A 16,453-nucleotide genomic window follows, 5' to 3' on the forward strand; every position below is an offset into this window, starting at 1 on the left:
CGCAGGAAATCGTATCTGAATTGAATTAATGCCTAACCTGGTTGATCTGTTTTATTTTCAGCTACTTTGCTCCTTCACCTTTTCAAAAAAGGAGCAAAGTTCACAGGAAGCTTAAAGTGAATTACCTGGCTTACTGTATTAAATTATCCAATTCATGATCAGAAAGGCCGGTAGATATTTTAACAATGACACGGTCAACACCGTTACTGACAAGCTGCCGTGCAATTTTCATCGCAGCAGTATGCTCGCCTTGCTGCATACCTTGCTGAATGCCTTCCTCACGGCCAATCTGATAGCCTTCCTGCTTCAGAGCTTCGGCAATGGTCATAAGTGCCTCCTCGTGTTTCTCCGCCCGTCTGGCTATCTCGGTAATGAACGTTCGCGGTGAGGCGGCATTCCCCTCCTGAACCAGATAGTTCATCATCGTGACAACCTGCGTATCCGTATAATAATTGTACGACAGCAGTTTAACAATACTGTCCAGCAACTCCGTCATATCCCGGCGGCGAATGTGCTTCTGGATGAGCTCTAGCAGCGCCATACGCCGGTGCTGCATGATGGCGTCATCATCGAGTGTCGTCACATCCGCCAATCGAAACGGCTGACTGTAAATCTTCGCTGCGATATCGGGCCGCTCAAAGCAGTCCAGCCAGTTAGTGCTGTACGGATGCGGACTTTTTTCGCCGCAGTAGAACAGTACCGGAAAAACCAGGGGCAGTTTATCATGCCCGGCTTCCAGATGCCGCTGCATCGCCACCATGCAATAGCGCATTAACCGCCAGGCCATCAGCTTGTCGGGGGTCGACTGGTGCTCTATCAAACAGTAGACATAGCCATCAACCCCGTTGGCGTTCACAGAGTAGAGGATATCACTCTGGTAAGGCTTCATGTCCGAATCGATAAAGGAGCCGGACTCAGGCTTCAGGGTCTCCCAGTCACACAGCGCCTTGATATCATCAGGCAGCCAGATATCAAAAAAATCCTGTGCAGTGGCCTTGTCGTGAAGAAACTGCCTGAACAACGCATCATGGGGCGTCGGGGTAAATTTCTTGCTCATGGCGTTGGCTCTGCGCCCGATGGTGCCGCGGACTCTGCTTCTGTTCGCCATTTTTCCAGCTGCTTCAGGGCATGGGCCTGCTGCTCCTCGGTAATCTCACCACAGGGCTGCCCGCCAAGGTCAAACCGACTGCCGCCGGCATGGACCGCTTGCTGATAGGCTGGCGTTTGCGTATAGAACATCAGCGCCGCGCTGGCCTTGGCGCGGGTTAATTCGAGTTCACGTGCCTTGATATCCTTATAAATATCTGCCGCAATGCCAATTTTGAGCGGCTTAGGTTGTTCGAGGCTGAAGAGTTGCGGCCAATGTGCCACCAGACTGGCGATGGCATCCTGACCCTGGCGTAATTTTTTCGCCCGGTTCCTCGCGATGCGCTCTTCCCGGCTCAGGGGTTTGGGCGGCGGCTGTTTTGGCTTTGGCTCCTTGACCGACTTTGGTGCCTTTACCTTGGGCTGCTTCACCGGTTTTGGCGGCGGCGCGGGTTTATCGGCATGCTTCGGGTTCACATAGATTTTCGGCTTGCGCCTAATACTGAGCAGGGGCCGCTTGGGGTCGGTCATCAGTTTTGTTCTCTTGCTTGATGGTGCTTATGGGTATCATACCAGCAGGTCTGCCTCACCGCGAATACGCGGCCGCCAGCGGCGACCACGTACCGGGCACTATGGGTTAATGATATGACTGACGCGGGGTCGCCATTGCGGGGGAATGGCGTGCATAAGACCCTCCTGGCGACAATAGTCATCCAGTTGTCGGACATTGTGGATACCTAGCTTGTGATAGATAACCTGCAACCGGTTTTCTACCGTGCGATGCGATATCTGGAGCCGCTGCCCAATGCGCTTGCTGCTCAGGCGCTGCAGCGATAAAAAAATGATGCCCCGCTCCCTGTCGGTAAACCTGTCGTCGACGGGCCAGTCCTCCACCGGGCGAGGACTCTTACCTTCGAGATAGTCCGGCAGCGACAGGAACGGAAACGGCCGCGCGTGGCAAAAGCTGCCGTGACACACGCCGTCATCATCCACGTCGGGAAGAAAGCAGAACAGCCAGGGCTGGGTGATGCCGTGGGCGCCATAGGGTTGGCTGTTAAACACCCAAAGCGATTGACGTTGCTGCCGGGCCTGGGCCTCCTGCGCCAAGAACAGCGTCACCAGGGGGGAATCATTGCCGCATGCCCGTTCGTCGCATCCCAGCAGTCGCTGCATGGGGGCATTGGCAAACAGGGTGCCTGCGGCATCGGTGAAGGCGCAGGGGGCCAGGCTGCGTCGCCAGAGCGCGTTGAGTGAGAGGGTCATAGGTGACCCTCCCGTCCGGCATTCAAACGCGCTGACAGCACTACCACGCACTCATGGGCCGCCTGCTGGAGCAGGGCAGAGACACCAGGATGGTCAAACCCGGCAGCGGACGCCACATGCCGCCCAGCGAACACCCGGATTTCCCCGCACACCTAGACGGCAAAGACCTCCACACCCTGCGCGTCCACTGCCAACTTGCCAGAGACCGACTCGCCCGGCTCTGCGGACAAAAAATAATCCTGCAGGATGGGGGCATCCGGCGTCAGTGAGGCAAGAGGGACCCGCCGCCACGCCAGCGGACTCGATATTTTTTCCACATCGAGCAGCAGCGGCCCGTCGATGTACCAGTCTTCCGGCAGTTCGGTCACGGCGGTATTACGGAGATTAAAGTAGCCGCCGACACTCAGTGTGGCGGGGAGTGCGGCGATGGGCGTACCTTCAAGGTCTAGGGCACCGTCCACCGCCAGATTGGCTGGCAGGGATAGCAGACCGGTATTCTCCAGCATGATGTCCAGCCCGACGCCAATATCGGCCGGCAACGAGGTTATCGGCGTATTACGCAGGTCGAGACTGTTCATGATATCGAGCCCGGCCGGCAGTGCCGATAATCTGGCGCACTCGCGCGCTATCAATGACCCGATGATGGTCAGGTTATCCGGCAATGTGGCAATATCGCTGCCGGACAGGTCGACATCGCCTTTGACAAGAAGATGAATCACCCCGGATAAATTAGAGGCTATACTTTAAAAGTGGAGGTCTCTATGACAACGACCAAACGTTACTCTCCGGAAGTCCGTGAACGGGCAGTTAATCTGGTGCTGGAAACTCAGCATGAGCATGCTTCGCAATGGAAAGCGATCCAGTCCATTGCACCAAAAATTGGCTGCATACCCGAGATGCTGCGTCTGTGGATCAAACAACATGAACAGTGGCTGACGGTGAAAAACAGCCTCAGCGCGGATGAACGTCAGCGGCTTAAGGAGCTGGAGCGCGAGAACCGTGAGCTTCGCCGCAGCAACGATATTCTACGACAGGCGTCAGCATATTTTGCCCAGGCGGAGCTTGACCGCCACTGCAAGAAATAGCGTCGTTAACGGTGCCGCTGATGGAACAGCATGGGGTCGAGCCGGTATGTCAGGAACTGCATATTGCCCCAGCAACGTATTACTGGCAGCGAAAGCGACAGCAGAACCCGGAATTACGTAGCGTCCGCCAGCGCCGTGATGAAGAGCTTGGCCGGGAGATTGAACGCGTCTACGACGAAAATAAACGGCTTTATGGTGTGAAGAAAGTCTGGCTCCAGCTTCGGCGCGAAGGCGTCAAAGTCGCGCGATGCACGGTAGAGCGCCTGATGCGGGCGATGGGACTGGTCGGTATCCGCCGCGGTAAAGGCGTTAAAACCACGTGCAGCGATAAAGATGCGGCTACGCCGGATGACCTGGTGAACCGGCGCTTCATGGCGGAGCGGCCCAATCAGCTTTGGGTGGCGGACTTCACCTACGTCAGCACGGCGCAGGGCTTCGTTTATGTGGCCTTTATCGTCGATGTGTTCGCCGGCGTTATTGTCGGCTGGCGGGTCTCAACGTCGATGGAGACATCTCTGGTGCTGGATGCGCTGGAGCAGGCGCTTTGGGCGCGTCGCCCCGGGAAAGGGGTGAACCATCACTCAGACCGAGGCTCACAATATGTTTCATTAGCGTATTCAAAGCGCCTGAAGGATGCTGAAATCCTGGCGTCAGTCGGCACTACCGGCGACTCCTACGATAATGCGATGGCAGAGAGTATCAACGGGGTGTACAAAACGGAGGTGATCGACCGCGGGAGCTGGAAAAACCGGACGGAAGTGGAGTTGGCCACGCTGGACTGGGTGGACTGGTACAACAACAGAAGGTTGCTCGGGCGGCTGGGTTACATCCCTCCTACTGAAGCCGAAATGAACTATTACGCTTCGCAATTAGCATCAGAGGAAGCGGCGTAGTATTGCCAAAATTACTCTCTAATAAACTCGGGGTTATTCATGACTCCTGTTGGCTGCCCCCGGAGTTCCCGGGCCATCTGCAACGCTTTGACCGTGAGTGCCGAGTCCGGCGACGTCGACATGGCCCATCCCACGGGTTTGCGGGCGAACAGATCCAGCACCACCGCAAGGTAAGCCCAGCATTTGCCCGTCCAGATGTAGGTCACATCTCCGCACCAGACTTGATCCGGCGTGGTAACCGCGAACTGGCGGTTGAGATGGTTCGGTATTTCAGCGTGTTCATTGCCGCCGCGTTTGTATTTGTGAGCCGGTAGCTGGCAGCTGGCGATACCCAGCTCTTTCATCAGCTTACCGGCCAGCCAGCGCCCCATTTTAACGCCAGAGCTGCTGGTGACGATGGTCGCGATGCTTCGAGCGCCGGCAAGCCGCCGCTGGCGTTCCAGGCTTCCATGACGCGGCTGCGATTAACCACGCGCTCACCATCGGGTTCATTAGCGGAAGCCTGCCAGTGCCTATAGCTGCTGCGATGTACCTCAAAAGTCTGGCACAACGCCGTGACCGGGTATCGCGCTCTCAGCCTGTCGACTATCGTGAACCATTGAGTGAGTCCGACATTAAGAGCGCCGTAGCCTTTTTTAGAATTTCGTTCTCCATTTCAAGGCGTTGGACTTTCTTCTTCATCTCACGCAGCTCGAGCTGCTCAGGGGTAAGAGGAAGTCCCGCTGGCGTTTTTCCCTGTCGTTCAAGGCGAAGCTTATTGACCCAGCGAGTAATAGCAGAATGGCTGACATTAACCGCCTCCGCCGCCTTAACGTATGTGTAGCCGTGGTCGACAACCAGCTTTGCGGCTTCGAGCTTAAATTCCGCCGTAAAATGTTTACCCATGAGGTCACCTATCGTGTTGGTGAGGTGAGAATATCACCTCCGATCAGGTGGCCAGTATCAGTGTGCCACTACATATTTTGCTGGCTCATGCGGAGGTGCGCCGCTGGAAGTGGTGAAGCAGTACATTCAGCATCAGCGTGGCTGATGATTCTACGGGCTTGCAAAGCCCGTCCAAATTCCCCTCCCACCTCATGTCGGTGGGAGTACCCTTTGGAGTTAATGAATGGCGAGGCTTATCCTTCACGGGTATACTGCATTGATGAAAAAGACACTTTCCCATCACGACGCATTGTTTAAGAAATTCCTTGGTGATATCACCATCGCAAGGGATTTTCTGCAAATTCATTTACCGGAAAAACTTCGCCAATTGTGTGATTTTAGTACGCTGGCGATGGAGTCCGGCAGCTTTATTGAGCCAGACCTGCGTAGCCAGTGCTCGGATATGCTCTATTCGATGAAGACCACCGCGGGTCATGATAGTTACGTCTATTGCGTCATCGAACATCAGAGCAGACCTGAAAAGCTGATGTCATTCAGGCTCTTAAGGTATGCGGTTGCCGCCATGCAACGGCATCTTGAGCAGGGCAATGACACCTTGCCGGTAGTGATACCGCTGCTGTTTTATCAAGGTAATACTTCGCCGTATCCCTACAGTACCCATTGGCTGGATTGTTTTGCTGATCCGGAACTGGCAAAGTCTGTCTATACGCAGGCGTTTCCGCTGGTTGACGTGACGGCCATCCCGGACGAGGAGATTGTCACACATCGACATGTTGCCCTGATGGAGCTAGTGATGAAGCATATCCGAACCCGAGATATGCTAAATAGCTGCGCGGAATAGTGCTCCACTTTTGGTCAGCCCATGCAGTGCAAGGCACAGGGCTGTTTCCTTTGCCTGACCGTGCTACATCGGGCTTGAGAAGTGTTGCCCATACGCAACATGCCACCCATCAGTAAACGGTAGGTGTAGCGGTATTAAGCGCAGCTATTTAGAGTTAAGTCATGAGATAGCAGGTTTGCTCAATCAGTGGGTATTGCAGCCTGAGCTATTTCGAGGATTAATCTGTTATATTGTAGAACGAGGAAATACTTCTGATGCAAAGCAATTTTTGCATCAGATTGCGGAGAAAGCAACTGATTATCGGGAGGTAGTGATGACCATTGCAGAGCAGCTACGGCAAGAAGGCGAGAAACAAGGTATAGAAAAAGGCATTCATCTTGGTGAACAGCGGGGCATAGAAAAAGGCATAGAAAAAGGCATAGAAAAAGGTAGGAAAGAGTCTGCTTTGACCATTGCGCGCCAACTTTTAGCCAACGGAGTTGAGCGGGCGATTGTCAAAATGTCAACGGGGCTGTCTGATGCTGAGATTAATGCGCTGATGGATTAATCGATGTTGAGTAATACTATTTTACCTCGATCATTTTATGAGCGTGATACGCTTTGTGTAGCAAAGGATTTGCTGGGAAAAGTTTTAAAATTTGCTAACTATTATGGTGTTATCAACGAAGTGGAAGCCTATATAGGGCAGGATGATCCTGCCTGTCATGCCGCGCGAGGCTCCACGCCACGGACAGCAGTCATGTTTGGTGCTGCCGGGTTTTCCTATGTTTATCTTATTTACGGCATGTACCATTGTCTGAATATTGTGACCGAACGTGAAGGTTTTCCGGCGGCTGTTTTAATTCGTGGCATAGAATTAGAGAAACCGATGCGTCTTTCTTTGGATGGGCCGGGTAAACTGTGCAAACAATTAACTATCACGAAAAATAATAACCAGATTGATTTAACACAATCGCATAATTTTTGTGTTTACGATTCCAACAGTCAGCCAGAATATATTGCTACACCAAGAATAGGCATAAAAGTTGGCATCGATAAATTGTGGCGTTTTGAGTCAATGTAAAAACCGTTAAGTATGACAATTAATATATACCCACCCCCATTAAGATATCCTTGCCGATTTTCCGTTCCGTCGCTATAATTGAAGGTGTTAATCCTCAACGGTTAACCGGGTGTCAGAACCTGCTGCTTTCCTTGGCGATAGACGACGCGCCATGCGTCTTTTTTTATATCGCAAAAACGCTTAAGCGTACCGTTTATAAAACAATGGTGGCTCAGGCGGGGCACCCGTAAGGGTGGCTGGTATCCAAGGAAGCCGGTTTCTGACCCCCGTCTGGGCTACCACCCATGAGTGTCAGAACTCCGTGGTAGCAAAAAACCAGCTATTCCTTGGAGGTTGCTATCATGGCTACTACCCCCCTTAAAACTCGTTCTAAAAATCTGCATCCCATCTTCTGTAAGCGTGTCTGTAGCGCAAGACCGGCGATACTCGCTAAATTTGCGCGCATTTCACGTCATTTAACGCCTCGCCAACGTGCATCCCTTCTAAAGGTAGGGGGTGTCGCATGAACGGCTCAATCACGCAATTTTGCCAAAGTCTCACGATCCCCTGTGGCTTTACTGACGCTGAATCTGAGGTTTATACCAATGCCGCGATGACCGATATTCTGGGGATGACGGTGGAATCTTCTCAGGTGCTGGACGTTTTTCATGTGCACGAGGAGGTCGTTTGCAATAAAAGATTGCCGTTATCGCTGCTGAGTACGTTACCCGGTGGTTACAAAAAACCGCCTCAACCGTTGCGTTTTGATTTTTTTCCGCGCTTCGATGAAAAGAACGTTTATCAAGGGACATTTTTTTATGCGCAGCCATTCCTGTTTTTATCGCTGCTTGAGTATATTGAAGGTGAGTCACCTTATCCGGTTATGTTATCTCAACCTAAAGAGATTTTTACGGATAGAGAATGGGATGTTTTGTTCCTTTCTTTACAGCGATTAAGCTGCAAGGAGATTGCCAAGTGGTTAGATATTGCAGTTAAAACAGCAGAAGTACATTTAAGTAATATCTATAGCAAAGCTGATGTACATCATGCAAATCAGCTTAGACTATTTTGCCGAGAAAAAGGAATAAATCGTTATCTTCCTCCTAATTTTATGCCTTCGGGTAGTCAGGTCATTAGCGTTTAAGACTCGTCGTCAGAGTGATGTGCTCTGACGGTTACGCTAACTCGACAGGAGACGGAAATAATGAATCCATTCCGCATTAATAATTTTAAGAAGTATTCAGGAATATTTCCTAAATTATCAAAAAGAGAAATTCAGATATTGTCAATGTCTCGTTCTGGACTTACTAACAGTGAGATAGCCTTATGCCTAAACATTAGCGTTAGGACTGTAGACAATCATTTTAATAACGCAATGCAAAAGCATGAATTAAAAACATACTCTGCATTAAGAGCATTTTTCAATTTTGCGATTGAGGATTATTTAATCGAGACAAAAGAAAATAACTAATTGTTTACAAAGGTTTTATTTATTAATCCTCACATCAAAAAGTGGGGATTTTAACTTTATTTATAGTGGTATTTCATTATAAGTGTTTGATTTTAAATGATTAAATTTACCCGTTAAAATGGTGATTATCCCTATTCAACGGCCAAAAATTTTAAGGCATCATTTTCCCTCGCCCACGTTTTCCGGGTGACACTGATTCTGAAAACATCCAGTTTTGGTAGAGGTGCCTGTTATCTGAATAGTTGCGCCTGCTCTTTAACAAATCGGTATCGGCGATCCGCAGTATGGCGGAAAACGATGTAGTCATGCTGCATGATTCGTCATTTCGCCGCTAAAAAATTAGCGACGGAATAACGGGTTGATCGCCGGTAGCCTTGATTTTTACGCTCAAGGCGGAGCTTATAACGCTTTCTGGCTGGATGTATGCCGACACAGGTGTACACAAATCACCAACAGGTGGATTTGTAGTAAGTATTTTCTGGTGTATTTACCATAAATCTTCTTTTAGGGGGATAAATTAATGAACGCTCGTCAACGCTGCCGTGAGCGTCGCCAAATGCGCTATCGTGAACAGTGCAAAAAATACGATGAGATACGGCTATTAAGACTCAGTATTCTACGGGGGCATGAGACCCGTTCAACCGAAGAGATTATTGATTCAATATGGAGGAAAACATTAGATCAGAAACGGGATAACGACGATACGCTGTTCGATTTTCTTTATACGTTAAAAAAAGGATTAGACATAACGAATAACAGTGAAGAAGCCAGCTTTACCAACTGTTGCCTACCCAATACTTACCTCTATGCGGTGAAGCGCCGAGGCCGCTAGTCATCTTTATCAAGGATAATGATAATGTTTAAACAACTTTCGCGTCCGGGGAAAAATATTTATGTGGGCGCGGTACTACGTGACCGTCTCGATAAAATCGTGCTCGATATCGGTCATTATATTGGGCGTCCTGTGACGATTTCTGAATTTATTCACTATGTGGTTGAAAGACATGGTGATGAAGCAAAAGATAACTTAAAGCGCATTTTAGGCACAGAGGAGGAAAGAACACAGCCTGATAAAAAAAGGAGGTAAATTCATGTTATCCACCACGGCGTTTCTTGCTTTAGCCATGCAGTGCGCGCCTTCTGTCCATCCTGATACGGCCTTGGCGGTTGCCAGAGTGGAATCCGGTTTAAATCCTTATGCCATCGGCATTGTAGGCGTAAAAAAAGGACTGTTTCCTGAGAGAAAAAACCAGGCACTTTCCCATGTTAATCAATTAAAAACACAAGGAAAACGTTACTCGCTGGGCCTGATGCAAATCACCAGTACCAATTTTAAAACCTACCATGTTAATGATGAACAACTCTTCGACCCCTGCACTAATCTTGCCATTTTTGAAAAAATCATGACCGATTGCTATCAGCGCGGCGGCTCTTTGAAAAGAGCGCTCAGTTGCTATTACACCGGTAATTTCTCAACGGGTCAGAAAAAAGAAGAGACGTTTAATCATACCAGTTATGTTGAAAGAATAGGGTATAAAAAAACGCCACAATACGTTGTTCCTAGCGTTAAGCAGGATATCACCGACAATCGCAGAACATTAACCGCAGCGGCTCCGTCGCTGTCCAAACGAAACATTACCCGTTACCCACGTCATTTGCTGCGTGGTGAGTTTGTTGCTGATTAAAAATCAAATAGAGGATAATTATGTTATCAGTATTGAAAAATAAATACGCCTATCTGATGGCCGCCTTGTTGTTTTCTTTGTCCGCTGAGGCTAATGGACTGGTGAAAACAAAAACATTGCTGCAAAAAGTGTTTGACGAAGCGCATTCTCTTGTCGGGATTGTGGTGGCGCTGGCCGCCTTGATTATCGGCTTTCGGGTGCTGTTTCGGGGGGAAACTATCCGCGATTGCTGGGGTGTAATTCTAGGGGCTTCGCTGATTGCATCAGCGGCGGAAATCGGCAAATGGCTGGCCTGATATAAGGAGGCGGAATGTCAACCATCTATAAGGCATTGACGCGACAGCCCGTGTTGCCGGGGATTGGCGTTCCCATCGTCCCTTTTGTGGTTGTCGAGGGCGCATTAATCAGCCTGAGCGCTAATATTAGCTGGTTTTTTCTTATCGTGGCCTTTGCTGCATGGTACATCATGAAGTTGATGACCCAAGAGGATGAGGCCATTTTTCATTTGATGCGGTTGAAAATGCGAACGTTGGGAATTTACGTCATTAACCGCTTTTATGGCACTACGGTATTTTCAGCCAGTCAGTATGATGCCGTGGATATCAAGGAGATAGCAGACTGTATGAAGCTCAATCAACGCCTGCCGCTAGAAAACCTTATTCCTTATTCTTCACATATTGATACGCATATTGTGAAAACCCGTGAGAATGACGAACTGGCGACATGGGAAGTTATCGGGGTGCCGTTTGAATGCGAGGATGACAATGATTTAGCGATTATCAATAGTCAGTTAAATACCATGATCCGCGCATGGGAGGGTAAGCCGGTGACTTTCTATACTCACCGTATCCGTGAAACATTTTATGATCATCTGGATACCCGGAGTGGCAATCCTTTTGCTGATGAAATCAGCAAAAAATACTATGAAGGAATAAAAAAATCTCGACTCTACCAAAATAGACTGTTCTTTACCGTGTGCTATGCGCCTTTTGGTAAAGAACAGAAGATGCAACACAAAATGCGAAATATCCACGACAAGCAGAAAGCTATCGCGGAAACATTACCCGAAATGCGCGAGGTTGTGAGTAAAATCAGCGCATCGTTGGCGCGCTTTCATGCACAACCGCTGGGGATATTTGAAAATGAAAAGGGGGTTTATTCTTCACAGTTGAGCTTTTATCAATATCTGCTTTCCGGTCACTGGCAAAGAGTCCGCTTATCGGCTACGCCGTTGTATGAGGTGCTTGGCGGCGTTGATGTGTTTCTGGCGCAGGATTCCGGGCAGGTTAATACGCCGCGTGGAAAACGCTTTTTCAGGTCGCTTGAAATCAAGGATTTTTGCGAAAATAGTGAGATCGGGTTATTGGATTCACTGGCTTATCTACGTATGAATTATGTCATGACCACGTCGTTTACGGCCTTGGGAAAACAGGAAGCACAGGCCGCTATCAAGGATAAAATCAGGAAACTGAAAAGTGCCGGTGATGAAGCCGCCTCGCAATTACTGGATTTGGAAGTTGCCAAAGATTTACATGGTTCAGGGGTGATTGCGTTTGGCAAATACCATTACTCGCTAGTGATTTATGCTGACTCGCTGGATGAACTGACCGCCAACACCAATAAGGTCATGACGATTCTGGAAGACTTGGGGATGATTGTCTCGCTTTCCATGTTGTCTCTGGGGGCCGCCTATCTTGCGCAACTCCCGGGCGTGTACCATTTACGCCCACGACTGGCCTTGATGAGTAGTCAGAACTTCGTGGATTTTGAGTCCTTTCATAATTTTTTCGCTGGTAAGCGTAAAGGTGTTCCGTGGGGTGAGCCACTGGTACAGCTTAAAACGCCAGCGGGCGGCAAGTACGATCTGAATCTGCACAATACGTTAATGGGCGTGAATGAACTCGGCAAGAAAACATTAGGGCATACGGATGTTTTAGGGCAGGCCGGATCGGGAAAGACAGTATTGTTGATGTTTATGATGGTGATGATGCAGAAATGGCGAAACACCGCTCTGTTCCCCATTAATAGTCCAGTCAAACAGTTAACAACAGTATTTTTCGATAAGGATAGGGCGACAGAGCCGGGGATACGCGCATTAGGCGGTCAATATTTTAGCATAAAGAGTGGTGAAATGACTGGATTTGCACCGTTTATGCTGAATACGACTAAGCGCAATGTCATTTTTGTCAAGCAACTGATGAAAATCATCTGTACGCTTAACGGTAACACGTTGACCACCCGCGAAGAGTTACGCCTTAATACCGGCGTGGAGCGCGTTATGGCGTTACCGCGTGACGGGCGTCGTTTTGGGGTGACGGCATTGATTAACCATATCAGTGAACCCGATAACCGGGAGGCTCGGGAAAATGGTGTAAAAATCCGGCTGGCGCGCTGGGCGCAAGGAGGCGATCTGGCGTGGGTCTTTGATAACGATAATGACACCTTCGATTTGAGTCAGTATGACAATTTTGGTATCGATGGTACCGAGTTTCTGGATAACCCGGATGTTTGCCCGGCAATTGCCTTTTACCTGCTTTATCGCGTGACCAGTTTACTTGATGGCCGCCGACTGGTGATTTTTATGGACGAGTTTTGGCAGTGGATCGGCAATCCCGCTTTTGCAGATTTCGTCTATAACCGGCTAAAAACCATGAGAAAGCTTAACGGCATTATCATTCCCGCGACACAATCCCCTGAGGAAATTCTGAAAAGCAGCGTCTCTGGTGCTATGCGGGAACAATGCACAACCCATATCTATCTGGCTAATCCTAAAGCCGATTATGAGCAGTACGTGAACCAGCTAAAAGTACCGGAGCGGTATTTCAATATCATTAAAAATCTTGATCCCTTGTCGCGCCAGTTTCTTATCGTTAAATCGTCGTTGTATAAAGGTGATTTGAATGACTTTGCGGCGTTGGTGACACTGGACTTATCGGGATTAGGTGTGACCACCAAATTATTGAGCACGGATAAAGACGATCTGGAAGTATTTGATAGCCTGTTTCAAGACGGTATGCGCCCGGATGAATGGGTTGATGCCTATCTAAAATTAGTTGCTTAAGGAATAAATAATGAGAATCCACAAGACGTTGGCATGGGGGATCGCGGCAGTGCTATTAACGGCTTCATCTCCGAACTATGCCGAAGGTATACCCGTTTTTGATTTCACAGCAAAGATTGAAAACGCGCAACAGTGGGCGAAGGAAGCCAAGCAATGGATGGAAACCGTTGAGCACTACAAGGCGCAGATGAACGCCTACAAAGATCAACTGGCTACTGCGACAGGGCTTCGTGATATTCAGGGGCTACTTGAACAGGGTAAAAGTTTACAAAGTGAAATCAAAACGTTGCAGAAACAGGGCATCAGCCTCAATGACCTGTTAACATCAGATAATCCCCCGAGTGGAGCACTTAATGGCTTGTATGAGAAGTACAAAGTATTTGATGTCTGTGACCTTAAGACTAAAACCATTACCGAAGGCGCGAAAAATTATCTTAACGTCTGCAAGCAGGAAACCGCAAACAAGGGCTATATGATTGAGCAGACAGCAGAGGTACAAAAAAAGGTCAATAATGCGCTGAAAGATATTGGCAAACTGTCTAATCGGATAGCCAACGCCAAAGACAGCAAGGAATCGCAGGACTTGGCGAATGCAATACAGGCCAAGAGTGTTCAGCTAAATTCATTGACCAGTGCATGGGAAATGAACATTAAAGCGGCGGAACAACGTGATAAACTCTTGGCAGCGAAGCGTGAGAAAGCGTTTCGTCAGCAACAATATGATGCCCCGTTCCCGAAATTTGGAGACTTAGTACCATGAAAATAGTAGCCGCAATATCTACCTTGTTTTTGTCATTTCTAATGACAGGATGTGGTGAAGAAACGAAGTCCACGGTGTGGTGGTCAGAGCATATCGAACAGGCAAAAGAAAAAGACAGTGAATGCAAAAAGAGTGGTGCTGATACCGATAATTGCCACAATGCCCGGGAAGCCGTTTTTCGCTATGAGCAGGCTCATGCACCTTTACCTAAGTTTGGTGATTTGCTAAATGAAGTTCCAAATAAATAATAAATACATTCCGTTATTAAGCGCTCTATAAAAAATAGAGCGCAGTTATGGGGTTTAAATAATGTCTGATTCAAAAACGGATTTATTCCAAACAATGGATGCATATATAATGCAGACATTGAATAACGTAACAGCAGGGAAATCAATGGAGTATTCCAACACCATATATTCTATTTTTGGTGTTAGTATTTCTCTTTATGTTCTATGGTGCGGTTATCTCGTTTTTGCTGGAAAATTACAGCGTCCTATTGAAAGCATAATCTGGGATTTAGCTAGGGCTAGCTTAATTATAATGTTTATGATGAATATAGGAGGGTATTTGGATCTTTCCATTCAGGCGATTGATGGCTTGAAGAATGGACTATCTGGAAAAGATAACGTGTGGGCATGGCTAGATCAATTATGGATTAAAGGGCAGCAGATTAGCGCAAAGCTAATGGAGTTAGACACTTCAACGTATGTGAAGACTGACGGAATGATAGGTACATTCTTTGCGTGGGCTGGTATTTATTTTGCTTTGCTATCGGTAACCATTGTCTTTCTTAGCGCTGAAATCACTCTACTATTGCTAGCAGTGACCGCTCCAGTATTTATTTTTTGTATGCTGTTTGGTTTTTTACGAACAACATTTAATAACTGGATGCAAGCTATTTTATCATCAGTATTTACGGTCATGTTCGCATCATTAGCTTTATCCTCGGGCATAACGTTCCTAGATAAGGTCTTGAGTAGGATTGCTGTAGAAGCCACTGATAAAAATTTAGTGACGATGGGTGCTATGGCCGGACTGACCGGGGCGGTATGTGGCGTGGTTATTTATCTTTCCTCAAAAATCGCACATCAATTAGCCGGTGTTGGCGTACAAGGCGCACTGGAAGGGGCTGCCACTGCTGCGGGTGCCATCGGGTTATTTGGTGCTGCTAAAGGCATCAGAGGGCTGATTGGTGGCAGTAAAGCGGCTGGTAAGGAAGGCTGGCATCAGGGCAAGGGATTTGTTGAAGGCGTTAAAGGCGTAGACAAAAGCCAGCGGGAGGGCGGTCGAATCGGTCATCTTGCCGGGCGAGGAACACAATACGGCATCAGCAAGGCAAAAACGACATTGCAAAAGGTTCGCGCTGAGGGCTGGGCAATGGCAAGTGGCAGCGAAATGCCTAAACCTAAAGATATTACGCCAGAGCGTCCTAAGGCGACACATGGTGTTCAATGGTCACAAGCGCCTACGGTTAAAACCAATCCAAAACTGAAAGATTAATCCCCCGCGTTATCTGCCGACAATGGCATAGTCAATCCCTCATCTTATTTATCAAGGAATAATGCGCATGAAAATAACAGGCGTAGTGCTTTTGCTGTGCATGTTGTCCGGCTGCGCGGGGCAACATAATGCATTGTCCCCCATTTCCGGCCAGCTTGAGCCGGTCAATAACGGATTGGGAGTCAATAATGTTCACTAAAAAAGCAGCGTATTTAAAAACCGCGCAAGGATTTGAATTAAAATGGCGGCAACGTGATAAACGCGATAAAACCATCGCCTTTATTATCGCCGGTGTTGGCACCGCCTTTGGGCTGCTTTCTCTTATTGCCATTATTATTCTGTTGCCGTTAAAGCAGACCAATACCGAGCTTTATGTCGCGGACAAGCTGGCGGGAACGGTAGAGAAAGTCACCACCGTAGAAAAAGGTGAACTGTCTGAAAATAGCGCACTGGCACGGTATTTTACCCAGCAATATGTACGTTTGCGGGAAGGCTATGATTATTTTCGTCTGCAACATGATTACGACACGGTACAGCGCTACGGTAATGAGGGGGTCAACAAAGCCTACCTTGACTGGTGGAATAGCTCGTCTGCACCCGACAAGGTGTTTAAGGACGCAGAATATACCGCCGAAATCATCTTTATTACTAATTTCATTTCTGCTTCCAGCAATCCTGATAATCCCGATTTACTCTCCACCTTTCGCTTTCGCAAGGATATCCGCGATGTCCGTAGCGGTAATGTGCAACCGGAATACTGGACGGTACGCATGACGTGGCGATTCGAGCCACAGCAGACCATGACTGATGCGCAACGCGCCAATAATCCGCTGGGATTTGTCGTCACCAGTTATCAGCGTGAAAAAGAGCAAGGGGAATAG

General features: G+C 48.4%; 17 protein-coding genes, 4 pseudogenes and 1 other annotated feature. Of the genes and pseudogenes, 16 read left to right on the forward strand and 5 right to left on the reverse strand.

The genetic code is table 11. The features are described 5' to 3' along the window. Positions 1-130: 130 nt before the first annotated feature. The 4 genes from AC6I8M_RS21820 to AC6I8M_RS21835 form a co-directional block, all read right to left on the reverse strand. Positions 131-1,057 (reverse strand): Rpn family recombination-promoting nuclease/putative transposase, encoded by a 927-nt coding sequence (locus AC6I8M_RS21820; RefSeq protein ID WP_498013889.1) that lies wholly within the window; start codon positions 1,055-1,057, stop codon positions 131-133. Next, on the reverse strand, positions 1,054-1,617 hold the full coding sequence (locus AC6I8M_RS21825; protein ID WP_498013890.1) for a ProQ/FINO family protein: 564 nt from the start codon (positions 1,615-1,617) through the stop codon (positions 1,054-1,056). Before AC6I8M_RS21825 ends, AC6I8M_RS21820 begins: the two co-directional genes overlap by 4 nt. Positions 1,618-1,716: 99 nt before the next feature. Next, positions 1,717-2,349 carry a helix-turn-helix transcriptional regulator gene (locus tag AC6I8M_RS21830; protein WP_498013891.1) on the reverse strand — a complete coding sequence of 211 codons (633 nt, stop codon included), beginning with the start codon at positions 2,347-2,349 and terminating at the stop codon, positions 1,717-1,719. A gap of 152 nt (positions 2,350-2,501) precedes the next feature. After that, positions 2,502-3,068 carry a hypothetical protein gene (locus AC6I8M_RS21835; RefSeq protein ID WP_498013892.1) on the reverse strand — a complete coding sequence of 189 codons (567 nt, stop codon included), beginning with the start codon at positions 3,066-3,068 and terminating at the stop codon, positions 2,502-2,504. Positions 3,069-3,110: 42 nt separating this feature from the next. Between AC6I8M_RS21835 and AC6I8M_RS21840 the strand changes: the two are divergent. Continuing rightward, a pseudogene (locus AC6I8M_RS21840) lies at positions 3,111-4,327 on the forward strand (IS3 family transposase). Continuing rightward, positions 3,389-3,505: a sequence feature (AL1L pseudoknot), on the forward strand. (Overlaps the previous pseudogene by 117 nt.) A 38-nt stretch (positions 4,328-4,365) precedes the next feature. On the opposite strand, the pseudogene AC6I8M_RS21845 reads toward AC6I8M_RS21840, so the two are convergent. Then, a pseudogene (locus AC6I8M_RS21845) lies at positions 4,366-5,212 on the reverse strand (IS3 family transposase); the annotation flags it as partial. A gap of 70 nt (positions 5,213-5,282) precedes the next feature. Between AC6I8M_RS21845 and AC6I8M_RS21850 the strand changes: the two are divergent. The 15 genes and pseudogenes from AC6I8M_RS21850 to AC6I8M_RS21920 all read left to right on the forward strand — a co-directional run. After that, positions 5,283-5,357 (forward strand): annotated as a pseudogene (locus AC6I8M_RS21850) (IS200/IS605 family transposase); the annotation flags it as partial. Positions 5,358-5,471: 114 nt separating this feature from the next. Then, positions 5,472-6,032 (forward strand): annotated as a pseudogene (locus AC6I8M_RS21855) (Rpn family recombination-promoting nuclease/putative transposase); the annotation flags it as partial. A 196-nt stretch (positions 6,033-6,228) separates the two neighbouring features. Next, positions 6,229-6,600, forward strand: a complete 372-nt coding sequence (locus AC6I8M_RS21860) for an Rpn/YhgA-type helix-turn-helix domain-containing protein (protein ID WP_498013893.1) — start codon at positions 6,229-6,231, stop codon at positions 6,598-6,600. A 3-nt stretch (positions 6,601-6,603) separates the two neighbouring features. After that, complete coding sequence (locus AC6I8M_RS21865) at positions 6,604-7,116, forward strand: DNA-3-methyladenine glycosylase (RefSeq protein ID WP_498013894.1); 513 nt, start codon at positions 6,604-6,606, stop codon at positions 7,114-7,116. Between the two features lie 502 nt (positions 7,117-7,618). Further along, the gene (locus tag AC6I8M_RS21870; protein WP_498013895.1) at positions 7,619-8,239 is read left to right on the forward strand and encodes a helix-turn-helix transcriptional regulator; all 621 of its coding nucleotides are present in this window, start codon (positions 7,619-7,621) and stop codon (positions 8,237-8,239) included. Between the two features lie 60 nt (positions 8,240-8,299). Next, complete coding sequence (locus AC6I8M_RS21875) at positions 8,300-8,566, forward strand: helix-turn-helix transcriptional regulator (protein ID WP_498013896.1); 267 nt, start codon at positions 8,300-8,302, stop codon at positions 8,564-8,566. Between the two features lie 520 nt (positions 8,567-9,086). Then, complete coding sequence (locus AC6I8M_RS21880; protein ID WP_498013897.1) at positions 9,087-9,398, forward strand: hypothetical protein; 312 nt, start codon at positions 9,087-9,089, stop codon at positions 9,396-9,398. Positions 9,399-9,422: 24 nt separating this feature from the next. Further along, on the forward strand, positions 9,423-9,653 hold the full coding sequence (locus AC6I8M_RS21885; protein WP_149591048.1) for a DUF3408 domain-containing protein: 231 nt from the start codon (positions 9,423-9,425) through the stop codon (positions 9,651-9,653). 4 nt (positions 9,654-9,657) lie between these two features. Further along, positions 9,658-10,251, forward strand: a complete 594-nt coding sequence (locus tag AC6I8M_RS21890; protein ID WP_498013898.1) for a lytic transglycosylase domain-containing protein — start codon at positions 9,658-9,660, stop codon at positions 10,249-10,251. Between the two features lie 20 nt (positions 10,252-10,271). Next, positions 10,272-10,547 (forward strand): TrbC/VirB2 family protein, encoded by a 276-nt coding sequence (locus AC6I8M_RS21895; RefSeq protein WP_498013899.1) that lies wholly within the window; start codon positions 10,272-10,274, stop codon positions 10,545-10,547. Between the two features lie 14 nt (positions 10,548-10,561). Then, positions 10,562-13,312, forward strand: a complete 2,751-nt coding sequence (locus AC6I8M_RS21900; RefSeq protein WP_498013851.1) for a VirB4 family type IV secretion/conjugal transfer ATPase — start codon at positions 10,562-10,564, stop codon at positions 13,310-13,312. Between the two features lie 10 nt (positions 13,313-13,322). Continuing rightward, positions 13,323-14,072 (forward strand): TrbJ/VirB5 family protein, encoded by a 750-nt coding sequence (locus tag AC6I8M_RS21905; protein WP_498013852.1) that lies wholly within the window; start codon positions 13,323-13,325, stop codon positions 14,070-14,072. Beyond that, a complete protein-coding gene (locus tag AC6I8M_RS21910; protein ID WP_498013853.1) occupies positions 14,069-14,320 on the forward strand; it encodes an EexN family lipoprotein in 252 nt (83 codons plus the stop codon). The genes AC6I8M_RS21905 and AC6I8M_RS21910 overlap by 4 nt, the downstream gene beginning before the upstream one ends. 61 nt (positions 14,321-14,381) lie before the next feature. Beyond that, a complete protein-coding gene (locus AC6I8M_RS21915) occupies positions 14,382-15,572 on the forward strand; it encodes a TrbL/VirB6 family protein (protein WP_498013854.1) in 1,191 nt (396 codons plus the stop codon). Positions 15,573-15,760: 188 nt separating this feature from the next. After that, positions 15,761-16,453, forward strand: a complete 693-nt coding sequence (locus AC6I8M_RS21920) for a VirB8 family type IV secretion system protein (RefSeq protein WP_498013855.1) — start codon at positions 15,761-15,763, stop codon at positions 16,451-16,453.

This window comes from Type-A symbiont of Plautia stali (genome assembly GCF_059731155.1).

Excerpts from the sequence above, each read along its gene's own strand:
- AC6I8M_RS21820 (WP_498013889.1), bottom strand. The coding sequence starts at position 1,057 with ATGAGCAAGAAATTTACCCCGACGCCCCATGATGCGTTGTTCAGGCAG.
- AC6I8M_RS21825 (WP_498013890.1), bottom strand. The coding sequence starts at position 1,617 with ATGACCGACCCCAAGCGGCCCCTGCTCAGTATTAGGCGCAAGCCGAAA.
- AC6I8M_RS21830 (WP_498013891.1), bottom strand. The coding sequence starts at position 2,349 with ATGACCCTCTCACTCAACGCGCTCTGGCGACGCAGCCTGGCCCCCTGC.
- AC6I8M_RS21865 (WP_498013894.1), top strand. The coding sequence starts at position 6,604 with ATGTTGAGTAATACTATTTTACCTCGATCATTTTATGAGCGTGATACG.
- AC6I8M_RS21870 (WP_498013895.1), top strand. The coding sequence starts at position 7,619 with ATGAACGGCTCAATCACGCAATTTTGCCAAAGTCTCACGATCCCCTGT.
- AC6I8M_RS21875 (WP_498013896.1), top strand. The coding sequence starts at position 8,300 with ATGAATCCATTCCGCATTAATAATTTTAAGAAGTATTCAGGAATATTT.
- AC6I8M_RS21880 (WP_498013897.1), top strand. The coding sequence starts at position 9,087 with ATGAACGCTCGTCAACGCTGCCGTGAGCGTCGCCAAATGCGCTATCGT.
- AC6I8M_RS21885 (WP_149591048.1), top strand. The coding sequence starts at position 9,423 with ATGTTTAAACAACTTTCGCGTCCGGGGAAAAATATTTATGTGGGCGCG.
- AC6I8M_RS21890 (WP_498013898.1), top strand. The coding sequence starts at position 9,658 with ATGTTATCCACCACGGCGTTTCTTGCTTTAGCCATGCAGTGCGCGCCT.
- AC6I8M_RS21895 (WP_498013899.1), top strand. The coding sequence starts at position 10,272 with ATGTTATCAGTATTGAAAAATAAATACGCCTATCTGATGGCCGCCTTG.
- AC6I8M_RS21900 (WP_498013851.1), top strand. The coding sequence starts at position 10,562 with ATGTCAACCATCTATAAGGCATTGACGCGACAGCCCGTGTTGCCGGGG.
- AC6I8M_RS21905 (WP_498013852.1), top strand. The coding sequence starts at position 13,323 with ATGAGAATCCACAAGACGTTGGCATGGGGGATCGCGGCAGTGCTATTA.
- AC6I8M_RS21910 (WP_498013853.1), top strand. The coding sequence starts at position 14,069 with ATGAAAATAGTAGCCGCAATATCTACCTTGTTTTTGTCATTTCTAATG.
- AC6I8M_RS21915 (WP_498013854.1), top strand. The coding sequence starts at position 14,382 with ATGTCTGATTCAAAAACGGATTTATTCCAAACAATGGATGCATATATA.
- AC6I8M_RS21920 (WP_498013855.1), top strand. The coding sequence starts at position 15,761 with ATGTTCACTAAAAAAGCAGCGTATTTAAAAACCGCGCAAGGATTTGAA.